Annotated in this window: 7 protein-coding genes, 1 tRNA gene and 1 pseudogene; 4 read left to right on the top strand and 5 right to left on the bottom strand. The window is 44.9% G+C overall.

The features are described 5' to 3' along the window. Window positions 1-26: 26 nt before the first annotated feature. The 3 genes from NC994_RS25585 to NC994_RS25595 are packed head-to-tail and all read left to right on the top strand — an operon-like array spanning window position 27 to window position 2,530. A complete protein-coding gene (locus NC994_RS25585; RefSeq protein ID WP_190436770.1) occupies window positions 27-953 on the top strand; it encodes a branched-chain amino acid ABC transporter permease in 927 nt (308 codons plus the stop codon). Beyond that, the gene (locus NC994_RS25590) at window positions 950-1,762 is read left to right on the top strand and encodes an ABC transporter ATP-binding protein (protein ID WP_190436772.1); all 813 of its coding nucleotides are present in this window, start codon (window positions 950-952) and stop codon (window positions 1,760-1,762) included. Before NC994_RS25585 ends, NC994_RS25590 begins: the two co-directional genes overlap by 4 nt. 15 nt (window positions 1,763-1,777) lie before the next feature. Beyond that, window positions 1,778-2,530 carry an ABC transporter ATP-binding protein gene (locus NC994_RS25595; protein ID WP_190415994.1) on the top strand — a complete coding sequence of 251 codons (753 nt, stop codon included), beginning with the start codon at window positions 1,778-1,780 and terminating at the stop codon, window positions 2,528-2,530. 253 nt (window positions 2,531-2,783) lie between these two features. On the opposite strand, the gene NC994_RS25600 is transcribed toward NC994_RS25595, so the two are convergent. Continuing rightward, window positions 2,784-3,386, bottom strand: a complete 603-nt coding sequence (locus tag NC994_RS25600; protein WP_190436774.1) for a glutathione S-transferase N-terminal domain-containing protein — start codon at window positions 3,384-3,386, stop codon at window positions 2,784-2,786. Between the two features lie 153 nt (window positions 3,387-3,539). On the opposite strand from NC994_RS25600, the gene selD reads away from it, so the two are divergent. Then, on the top strand, window positions 3,540-5,828 hold the full coding sequence (gene selD, locus NC994_RS25605; RefSeq protein ID WP_190436775.1) for a selenide, water dikinase SelD: 2,289 nt from the start codon (window positions 3,540-3,542) through the stop codon (window positions 5,826-5,828). Between the two features lie 6 nt (window positions 5,829-5,834). Here selD and NC994_RS25610 read toward each other — a convergent pair. The 4 genes and pseudogenes from NC994_RS25610 to glyQ all read right to left on the bottom strand — a co-directional run bounded on the left by NC994_RS25610 (window position 5,835) and on the right by glyQ (window position 11,073). Next, window positions 5,835-5,921 (bottom strand) — tRNA-Ser (locus tag NC994_RS25610). A 157-nt stretch (window positions 5,922-6,078) separates the two neighbouring features. Next, window positions 6,079-6,912, bottom strand: a pseudogene (locus NC994_RS25615) (IS5 family transposase). Between the two features lie 620 nt (window positions 6,913-7,532). After that, the gene (locus NC994_RS25620) at window positions 7,533-9,812 is read right to left on the bottom strand and encodes a ComEC/Rec2 family competence protein (protein WP_190436788.1); all 2,280 of its coding nucleotides are present in this window, start codon (window positions 9,810-9,812) and stop codon (window positions 7,533-7,535) included. Window positions 9,813-10,173: 361 nt separating this feature from the next. Then, complete coding sequence (glyQ, locus tag NC994_RS25625; protein WP_190436777.1) at window positions 10,174-11,073, bottom strand: glycine--tRNA ligase subunit alpha; 900 nt, start codon at window positions 11,071-11,073, stop codon at window positions 10,174-10,176. Between the last annotated feature and the right edge of the window lie 222 nt (window positions 11,074-11,295).

The following is an 11,295-nucleotide window of genomic DNA, read 5'->3' on the forward strand; positions in this document are numbered from 1 at the left end:
TGATTTTCTGCTTTTAATGTGTTGCAATGAGTGATTTTTTGAACACTTATGGATCGCTGATCGTTTCTATGGTGTTGGGGGCACTACTAGGATTGTCGTTGTACCTACCGCTGATGACTGGACAGTTATCTCTAGCTAGTCCTGGTTTTTATGCGCTGGGCGGATATATTGCAGCGATTCTATCTACCCAGGTATTTCGCGTTAGTGGCGGTTTATTCCCGATTCCGCTGCTGTTATTGGAGATGCTGGTTGCTGGTATAGTCTCTGGCATATTGGGCATTATGGTGGGGATTCCGGCGCTGCGGTTGCGGGGGATCTATTTAGCGATCGCTACCATTGCCTTTGTAGAAGTTTTGCGCGTCCTATCGCTAAATTTGGATATTACTGGCGGCGCTGTCGGTATTTTTGGCATCCCTCAGCCTTTCCAAACACCCATTGAGTATTTGTGGGTAGTGGTGCCTTTACTAATAATTAGTATGGTATTGCTTTATCGACTTGAACGAATTCGGGCAGGAAGGGCATTTACAGCAATTCGAGAAGATGAATTAGCTGCGGGGGCGATGGGAATTAACCCAACTTACTACAAGGTTTTAGCCTTCACGCTAGGCGCGATTTTGGCAGGAATAGCTGGTGCAATTAGTGCCCATTTCCTCAATACCTGGAACGCCCGACAAGGTACTTTTGATGCCAGTATTGTTTATTTAACTTCTGTCTTAATTGGTGGCACCAGAACTTTTGTTGGGCCTGTATTGGGTGGTATGGTGTTTACAGCTTTGCCGGAAATATTAAGGGGAATTGCAGATACTAGCGGTTTACCTACCTGGTTAGCAGGATTCCTCCGAGATGGTCGCTTGATTATTTTTGGGTTACTGATAGTTGTGGGAACGATATTTTTCCCACAAGGCTTGGTGACGCCAGAATTGTTTAAGAGAAAAATGAAGAATAAAGCATGAAGGATGAAATTTCACCTTTAAAACTTGACACTTTGCCCTGTCTGGAAGCGAAAGCACTAATGCGCCAGTTTGGTGGCTTAGTAGCGGTGAATAATGTATCTTTCACGGTTCATAAAAATGAGATTTTTGGTTTAATTGGCCCCAATGGTGCTGGTAAAACTACACTATTTAATCTGATGACTGGGTTAATCCGGCCTTCCAGCGGGCAATTAGTCTATCAAGGCGAGGAAATTTCCCAGCGCCCTCCCCATCAAATCGCTGCTAAAGGTATCGCCAGAACTTTTCAAAATATTCGCTTATTTGGTAATCTTTCGGCTCTGGAAAATGTGATGATTGCGCGGCATATTCATAATAAGGGCGCTAATATTCTATCTACTCTGTTAACTGGGCTGTTGAGTTTGCCATCAGCGTCCAGACGAGAACAGTTAAATAAACAGAAAGCGATCGCGTTATTGGATATGGTGGGATTAGGCGATCGCGCTGAAGAAAAAGCTCGAAATTTTCCTTATGGGGATCAGCGCCGCTTAGAAATTGCCAGGGCGCTAGCGTTAGAACCGCAAATTCTATTGCTAGATGAGCCTGCTGCTGGGATGAATCCTAGCGAAAAACACCAATTAAGCGAATTTATCCGAGAAATCTGCCAACAGTTTAACTTGACGGTAATCTTAATTGAACATCATGTGCCGCTGGTAATGGGATTATGCGATCGCATTGCCGTGTTAAATTTTGGTAAATTGATTGCTTTGGGCGAGCCATCAGTTATTAGAAACGATCCGTCTGTAATTGAAGCTTACTTGGGAAATGAATGAGGGCTTTAAACGTTGATGAACGCTGATAAATCCAGAGAATCAGGTGAGGGACAAGAAAAATTTCCCCTGCTAGAACTTAAAAATATTTTTGTTAATTATGGTGGAATTCAAGCCTTAAACGATATTAGCCTGACTGTCAAGAACGGCGAGGTTGTCACTCTTATCGGTGCCAACGGTGCTGGAAAAAGTACTACCCTACGCGCTATCTCTAAAATAATTAATCCCCGAATTGGTAGTATTATTTACAGCGGTCGCAATATTACTCATCGCCAACCTCATGAAGTAGTGCGGCTAGGAATTGCTCATTCTCCGGAAGGACGTAGAGTATTAGCACGACAAACTGTTTTTGATAATTTAGAATTGGGTGCTTATATCCACTCCAACCAGGAAGTCGTAAGGGCTGATATTGATCGTCAATTTGAGATGTTCCCACGTCTTAAAGAACGTCGCAATCAACTTGCTGGGACACTCAGCGGTGGCGAACAGCAAATGTTAGCGATCGCTCGTGCTTTGATGAGCCGTCCAAAACTGTTACTACTAGATGAGCCAAGCTTGGGTCTTGCTCCTGCAATTGTCAGAGAAATTTTTTCCATTATTCAAAATCTCCGCGATACAGGAGTAACCATCCTTTTAGTTGAGCAAAACGCTAATCTGGCTCTAGAAGTTTCTGATAGAGGATATGTACTTGAAGCTGGTTGCATCACCTTGACCGGAAAATCTTCCGACCTACTTAAAGATGAGCGGGTTATGAAGGCTTATTTGGGGTAGTCTAGGATGTTTTTTACTTTTATTGAAGATTTGTTTTTGCTTGTATTTGAGCAAAATAGTGGCAATAAATAAGTAAGAAAGTTATTAAGAATTTGGATAAATATAAAGAATACTGGGAGCTATCAGAACGATTTTGGGTCTATAGTTGATAACCCTTTCGTGTCTGATGGTTAGTATAGGTAATCGCCTGTTCTTAAAATAAATAGGTGGGCACTGCCCACCTTGCTCCTTTTGTTTCTTAATTTTTGCCTTCTTATGGAACTTCCATCCCGTGTTGTACTGCCGGACGTTGTTGAATTGCTTCAAACCAGCGCTTAAGATTTGGATGATTATCTAGTGTTAAACCTTGAAATTCATAGCTAGCAACCCAAGGAAATGTGGCAATATCGGCAATCGAGTATTCATTGCAGATAAATTCCCAATCTGCCAACTGTTTGTCTAAGACACCGTAAAGCTGTAGGGTCTCTTTCTCATATCGCTCAATTGCGTAAGGAATCTTTTCTGGGGCAAACTTCTTAAAATGGTTTAACTGACCAAACATTGGCCCGATGCCTCCCATTTGGAACATCAGCCACTCCAGCACTTGAAAGCGAGCTTTTTGTTCTGTAGGTAAGAATCTCCCAGCTTTCTCTCCTAGATAGATCAGGATAGCACCCGATTCAAAAACTGTCATGCCAGTATCTTGGTCAGCAATCGCGGGAATCTTGCTATTCGGATTAATTGCTACAAATTCTGGCGTAAATTGCTCTCCCTTCGTGATGTCAATCTTATGGACGTTGTAAGGAAGCGCAACTTCCTCCAACATGACAGAAGCCTTGCGCCCGTTCGGTGTCGTGAAGGTGTAAAGGTCAATCATGAGGTTAGATGTTCAGTTTTACTGTTACACAAGGTAGTGTAACTTGAACAACGGTGTGATAGGTGCTATGCACTCTGCAAGGTCCGAAGTAATTACCATGATCTATAGGGGTGGCATCTCGTTACCCTGGAAAATTTAAACACTAGCTTTTAGATGCAGGTAACATCTCCGATTGTTAAAGATTTAGTGCTGATTGGTGGCGGACACAGCCATGCCATTGTATTGAAAATGTTCGGCATGAAACCGTTACTGGGAGTCCGCCTGACGCTGATTACAGACACTTCTCATACGCCCTATTCTGGTATGTTGCCCGGTCATGTGGCAGGCTTTTATGACTACGATGAAAGTCACATCGATCTGCGACGCCTTGCCCAATTTGCCCAAGCGCAATTTTATCTTGACCGAGCGATTGGTTTAGATTTGGAAAATAATAAAGTCATCTGTGCTAACCATCCAGATGTTGCATTTGATCTGTTATCAATTGATATCGGCAGTACCCCAGCCACAATATCTATACCAGGTGCAGCGGAATACGCTATTCCGGCTAAACCTGTAGCAAAATTATTAAGTAAATGGGATCATCTGCTGAAAAGTGTTGCAGAAACGCCTGAGAAACCGATACAGCTTAGCATTGTGGGTGGAGGTGCTGGTGGAGTGGAACTGGCACTAGCAATGCAATCTCGCCTGCATCAATTTTTTGAGCATTCCCAGCAGTTTCCAGAAAATCTAGAAATCCATCTATTCCATAGCGGTGTTGAGCTTTTACCGAACTATAACCCCTGGGTGGGTCGGCGTCTCCAGAAAATTTTGATCCAGCGTGGGGTTAAGTTGCATTTAGGGGAAAAGGTGTGTGAAGTTCAACCGCACAAGGTTATTTGTGAGTCTGGTTTAGTGGTTGAATGCGCTAGCGAGGGGACTCCTGCTGAGTGTCGCGTTTTTTGGGTAACACAAGCATCGGCACCTCGTTGGCTGCAAGCCTCTGGATTGGCTACCGATACTAAAGGCTTTATCCAGGTAGATGATACTTTGCGATCGCTCTCTCATTCCCAAGTATTTGCCGCAGGTGATATTGCCACGATGATTCATCATCCCCGTCCCAAAGCGGGAGTTTTTGCGGTACGTCAGGGGAAGCCACTGTTTAACAACCTGCGACGGACGCTACTAGGGAAACCACTCAAGCCGTACAAGCCGCAGAAACAATATCTTAGTTTAATTGGTACAGGGGATAAAAATGCGATCGCTTCTTGGGGAGCTTTTAGTTGGGAATCGCGCTTGTTTTGGCACTGGAAAGACCGCATTGACCGCGAATTTATGGCACGCTTTCACAACTTGCCGGAAATGTCAGCCGTCACCCCATCCTCAATCCCCAACAGCCAATCCCCAATCCCTAATCCCCCAATGCGTTGCGCTGGTTGCGGTTCTAAAGTCGGTAGTACAACATTAGAACGAGTCCTACACCGCATTAAATTAGAACACCCTGAAGTTGGTAATCGTGAAGATATTTTAATTGGACTTGATGCACCAGATGATGCTGCCGTAGTCAAGGTGCCAGTAGATCAAGTGATGGTTCATACTCTAGACTATTTCCGAAGTCTAATTAATGACCCGTTTATCTTTGCTCAAATTAGCGCTAATCATTGCTTAAGCGATATTTTTGCAATGGGTGCTACTCCTCAGAGTGCGCTGGCAATTGCCACTATTCCCTACGCCTGGGAAGAAAAGCAGGAGGAAACCCTTTATCAACTGTTATCGGGTGCTGCTAAAGTGCTGCAACAGTCGCAAACACCTCTGGTAGGCGGACACACCACAGAAGGAGCAGAACTAACTTTTGGTTTATCCTGTAACGGCTTAGCCTATCCCAATCAGCTGCTACGAAAAGGAGGTATGAAGCCGGGGCAAGTGCTAATTTTGACCAAAGCGCTAGGAACGGGAACTCTATTTGCTGCGCAGATGCGCTTGCAAGCAAAAGGTCGGTGGATTGATGATGCAGTCCACTCGATGCTGCTGTCAAATCAAGCAGCCGCTAAGTGTTTATTAAAACATGGAGTTACTGCCTGTACGGATATTACAGGATTTGGATTGCTGGGGCATTTACTGGAAATGATCCAAGCATCTCAGGTGGCGGTGGAGTTCAATTTAGAAGCTATCCCAGTTCTAGAAGGTGCCTTGGAAACGCTGCAAATGGGAATTGTGAGTTCTTTACACCCGCAGAATTTACGGGCATCCCGCCAGATTAGCAATTTATCAGCAGTTAGCGATCGCGCTACTTACCCTCTTCTATTCGATCCCCAAACTTCTGGCGGACTCTTAGCTGCGATTCTAGATGAACGCGCTGATGCTTGTGTCGCCTCACTCAAAACTTTGGGATATACCTACAGCCAAATAATTGGTCGCGTGACGCCACCAAATCAAGGCGTTCAGCCCATCTCACTAATTGTCTGAATTCAACGGAGAGGAGAGGATTTGAACCTCCGGTGACGTTGCCGCCACAACTGATTTCGAGTCAGTCGCATTCAACCACTCTGCCACCTCTCCAAGCGCTATCTTTATTAACCAAAGGTTAATAACTCAGCATTATCAGTATATACTAAATTCCGTCAATCTCTTCTGCCTAACGAATAATTTCCAGTAAAGCATCATGCCGCGACTTGAGGTAATCGTCACTGCATATCCATTAGACCTCCTGCATGAATCAGGAGGCATGTGCCAGTTCGTAGTTCAGCAAGCCAGCAATTAGGTTTAAGCGCAAACCAAATCTCTGCCTGCGATTGCGATAACGTCCTGAAAAAATGCGAAAAATCTTGAAGCGGCGAATCACATGCTCGACTCGTACTCGCAATCGCGCTAGCGCCCGATTATGCTGCTTTTGTTCAACAGGTAACGGTTGCTTACGGCGCTTCTTAGTTGGTATGCAAGCTCCCACATGACGCGCAAGCAAATCCTTGATAACCTCGGTCAGCTAAACATAATTGGGACGATACGAACGGCAAACGGCTACGCTTGAGCAATTTGAAGTCATGTGTTTTGCCAGTATCTACTGCTGTACAAATCACTTGCCCACTATCAAACTCCACTAACACTTGAGCTTTCAGTGTATGGCACTATTGAAGAGCCACTGTAGTAGCGTTTCTGGTTTTTTTTGGACGTTCAATCTCAATTTCTCCCACATCAACAACCAGCACTTTCCACTCCCAACCAGGCTGATATAGTTGACGTTGACTGGGCAGACGGAACTTGCCGCACTTGATCAACAAGTCTTCAACGCCTGCGAACAATTCGCCCTACGGTCGTCTCGTGCAATCCCCAACTCACTCCAATGTGAAATTGACTGCGATACTCTCTCCAATATTCCAATGCCACTCTTCTATTGGTCTTCAACGCTGAGCTTGGGTTGTCCCCCTCGTCGTCCTTGGCCCTCCAGATGCGGGCGTAATACTTCAACTATTTCAGCAAAGGTTTCACGACTAACGCCGCATAAGCGCTTGAACTCACCTTCTGAAAGCGATTGTAGCTCCGTATACGGCATACCAACTCCCCAGTGTCTTGATGCTGATCTACTCCCTTATTGTGCAATCTCGATTATGAACTGGCACACTACTTGACCATTCATGCAGGAGGTCTATTTATTATCAAGGCAGGTTGAGTAGTTTCCATTCTGGAGAGGGTTCTGAAAAACATTATTAGCATCGGTTAGAGGCTTTCGGTAAATAAGCTATCGAAAAAAATGTCGGAAAAATATAAATTCTCGCTAAATACTTCTTCTCCCTCTAAAACTGTAGAAATACGGGGGTCATTTGTTTGATTGCAGGTGAATATTTTAAAATTAAAATTGTTTCGCTTCAAGCCTCAATCATTTTTTGAATGAGTAATGCCCAACAGTGCTTTGTAAAAGCTTGTTTCTCAAATCTCCTAAACGGTTATAAAAAAGGCTCAATAGACCTCTTGCATGAATAGGAAGAGGAGGCAAGCTCAAAGTTGATAATGGCAGCAATCAAGTTGAAACGTAAGCCAAAGCGCCTGCGCCGATTCCGGTAACGCTCTGCCAGGAGCAGCAAATCTTATTGTCTCAATCGGGGTAGTCTGAGTGCTAGGTCAGTTATCTATTTAAGCTTTACCTCTACAGCCGGAAAATATTACTCCCCATTCCTAATATCTCATACCAACATCGTTTTCCGTTGCTTCCAGCGTTGTCTCAAACCTACCACTAGGAGTCCACTGGACTGCTCCATCACGCTCGGTTGTATAGACTTGGGTTTTGATTTTTCGCAGCTCTTGCGTCGTTTCTGGATCGATAGTTGCGGAGGCAGCGATCGCTACCTTGGGTTGCATCTTTTGCAATATATCAGCTTGTAAATTTTCTCCAGACCACCAAAGCACCTGGGCTGGAGGTAATTGTTTCAGAAGCGCTAACTTTCTTTCCTTTTCCTCTGGCTTAAAATTTCCCACCACTAACCAAATCTGGTTGCCGATTTGTAGTTGCACTACTGGTGGTTGGCTACTAATTAACTTGATGACTGAAGCTCCAATTGGTACACTCTGACCAACTGGCAAAGCTTGAGTTGGAATCTTCACGCCTAGAGTCGAAAGTTTACCAATAGAAGCAGTGTTAGCATAAAAGCTTGACACTGGGAGCCGTTCCAAAATTTTAGGCCAGCCACTTCTAGAACTAAGTTGAGAATCTGTTACCACAGCCCAGTCAATTTGATTGACGCCCTGCTGTTGTAAAAAAGGCAGCACAGTAAAATTAGCTGTACTATCATCCCCACTATTAACCAGGGTGACTTCTCCTTTGTCTTGAATCACCAACACTGGCTCTCCCGGCGTAGAAAGCACCGTGACTCGAAATAAAGTTGCTTTTGTCTGCCAAACTGGGACAACCACTAAACTGGCAGCAATTAGACCCGCAAACCACCAACGCCGACGCCACCATTTGCTCAGCGAAGCCAGAGCAATTAGTCCGTATAGAGCTAACAGTTGCAAAATAGAGATGGTACCGACAGCAACAGAATTTCCTGGTAACTGGGAAAAAAATTCCACTAGCAGAATCAGCCCTTGGGATGGGTAATAGAGCAACCAAGCCAAGGCACTGCCAGCTAAGGGCCAGATCAATGATGCTAAGGCGCTGATAATTCCACCAATACTAATGATGGAGATTAAAGGGGTGCTTATTATGTTTGCCAGGATGCTGTAAGGAGATACTAGACCAAAGACATAAAGTTGTAGGGGTAAAACCCAGGGAAAAACGGCTATTGGAAGCGCAATCAAAGATGCGATCGCGGGTGGTAACCAATCCAGCCATTTTGTAACCGTAGGTACTGCAACTAATAATCCTAGGGTGGCTAAAAAACTCAGTTGAAAACCTAAATCCCAAATCCATAGGGGATTAAACAGCAACAAGAGAGTGGCAGCAAGTAGGAGCGAACCCAGCGGCTTTACCTTTCGTTCCATCGCCAAAGCAATTAAAGCTCCGACACCCATCACTCCAGCTCGAACCACAGAAGGCTGCAACCCCGTTAAACCTACAAAAACAAGTAGGGCAGTGAACCCAATGATAAATTGCGATCGCACCGAAAAACGCTGGGTCAGAGCCACCACCACACCCAGAATCAAAGAAATTTGAAACCCAGACGCTGCAAGGGCATGAGCCAAACCACTTTGGATAAATTTATTGCGAACATCGTAGGGTAAATCTACCGCCTGATTCCCCAACACCATCGAACTGACCAGCTGACCCTCTGGACTGCCTAACCAACGTACTTGAGATTGAATGATCCGCCGCCGGATAGTCCAAAATCCCCAGGGACGTTTTTCTGGTTCATTAACAAAGCTAACTTGACGTCCGCTGAGACCGGCAAACCCACCTTCTCTTTTTAGGTAAGCTTGAAAGTCAAAGCCTCCTGGATTGGCAGCAGGCTTAGGTTTATACAAGACTCCAGTTACTGCTATTTCTTGACCTGGATATAAACCTGTTGCTTGTAGTAATGGCAAAGTCACGTATAACTTACCAGTCACCCCTTGACTGACATCAGCGGGTTTGTTGTTGCCGTTCTTGACCTCATTCAATTTTGTAGCTTCTAGCCAAAACTGCGATCGCTGACTTTGCGTCAGTCGGGGTGGAGTTGCAATCTTGCCTTGAACAGTGACAACCTGCTCTTGGCCTCTAATATTTTGGGCAGACACAAACTTGCTAATGTTATTCGCCGCTGGTTGCGGCATTCGCATTTGAAAATAAAGTGCTGCTAGCAACCCAACAACTCCAGCCACCAGCCACACTCTCGCTTTCGGGCCTGTTCGCCAAAATCGGGGCAAGACAACAGCTGCCCCAATCCCTAAGGCTAGTATTCCGTACTTCCCCCAGGGTAATCCCGTAGAAAGCAAGCCCAGAATATAAGCCAAACTTAAAATGACGCCATTGGCTAAGTTCATTAGATAGTCAAACTTATCTTCAAGCTCAGTACAGCGTGCAGAAACAGCATACACATTGCTGTGCTTCCTAAGTAAGAATTGTGAACTGTCTGCAACACTACTTGATTGCCCCCAAAATTAGTCATACAGATAATGTTCGCTAACAGCTAGCAATACCAGCACAATTCAATCCATTTCAAATGCAGACTCTTTGTATTGATTGCTGATGCATTACCTGAGAAAAAAAGCCACTAGTACAGCCTGCTGCCTTCGCAAGCGTCTTACCACCTCCTTTGTCAACTTCGTTTTTACTAAAAGGTTGCATTCGTCTTCAGAAGCATCTAACCCAGTCCACTGAAATACCTATCCTCCAAATTTGTTGCTAGTTTTGAGCTACTGGTTCTTTAGCTTCTTGTAGTTTACACAGCGGAAATCCCAGTGCCTCTCGTTGCTGCAAGTACAGTTCAGCAACTCGCCGTGCCAATTTGCGAATTCTGCCAATGTAGCGCGTCCGCTCGGTTACAGAAATGACCCCTCTAGCATCCAGCAAATTAAATGTGTGAGAACACTTCAAAACATAATCCAGGCTGGGTAAGACAAGTCCGCGTAGAGCTATTTGCTCTGCCTCCTGCTCGTATAGACCAAATAAGGTAAACAACAACTCTGGGTTGGATGCCTCAAAGTTGTATACACACTGCTCAATTTCTCCTTGGAGGTGAACGTCTCCATAGGTAAGATCGTCAGTCCAGTGAATTTTAGTCAATGCATCGACCTGTTGGAGGTACATGGTTAATCGCTCTAAACCATAAGTGATCTCAATTGAGACAGGTCTACAATCAATACCTCCGCACTGTTGAAAGTAAGTAAACTGAGTGATCTCCATCCCATCTAGCCAAACTTCCCAGCCGACACCCCAAGCTCCTACTGTGGCATCCTCCCAGTTGTCTTCTACAAACCGGATATCGTGATCCTCAGGACGAATACCCAAAGCTCTCAGCGAGTCCAGATATATCTCTTGGATATTATCTGGAGAAGGCTTAATCAAAACTTGATACTGATAATAGTGTTGATAGCGATTCGGATTCTCGCCATAGCGTCCATCTGTGGGACGACGGCAAGGTTCGACATAAGCCACAGCCCAAGGTTCAGGTCCAAGACATCTTAAAAAGGTATGAGGATTCTTGGTGCCTGCCCCTTTCTCAATATCGTAGGGCTGAGCGATCAGACAACCGCGATCGCTCCAGAACTTATGCAATGTAGCAATCACCAACTGAAAATTCACAGATTCCTTTCCTTAGGCGCTCAACGCATAACCCATTGTGGCCCAAAAGCTGCGCCCTTGGAGCTTTTGAGAGTTTTCCAAAAAAGTTTTTCAAAACAGTTGACAGAAGCGGTTCGTGGTTGCTACATTAATAAAGCGGTCGGGAGAGCAAGCGAAAGTGAAGCGACACCGAAGCGCACCGAACCTAGAAAAAATAATAGTTTGAAAGCCAAGTAAACACAA

It is taken from the genome of Trichocoleus sp. AS-A1 (assembly GCF_039962015.1).
GTDB lineage: Bacteria > Cyanobacteriota > Cyanobacteriia > Cyanobacteriales > FACHB-T130 > FACHB-T130.

Coding starts and splice junctions, on each gene's coding strand:
- NC994_RS25585 (WP_190436770.1), top strand. CDS start 27: ATGAGTGATTTTTTGAACACTTATGGATCGCTGATCGTTTCTATGGTG.
- NC994_RS25590 (WP_190436772.1), top strand. CDS start 950: ATGAAGGATGAAATTTCACCTTTAAAACTTGACACTTTGCCCTGTCTG.
- NC994_RS25595 (WP_190415994.1), top strand. CDS start 1,778: ATGAACGCTGATAAATCCAGAGAATCAGGTGAGGGACAAGAAAAATTT.
- NC994_RS25600 (WP_190436774.1), bottom strand. CDS start 3,386: ATGATTGACCTTTACACCTTCACGACACCGAACGGGCGCAAGGCTTCT.
- selD (WP_190436775.1), top strand. CDS start 3,540: ATGCAGGTAACATCTCCGATTGTTAAAGATTTAGTGCTGATTGGTGGC.
- NC994_RS25620 (WP_190436788.1), bottom strand. CDS start 9,812: ATGAACTTAGCCAATGGCGTCATTTTAAGTTTGGCTTATATTCTGGGC.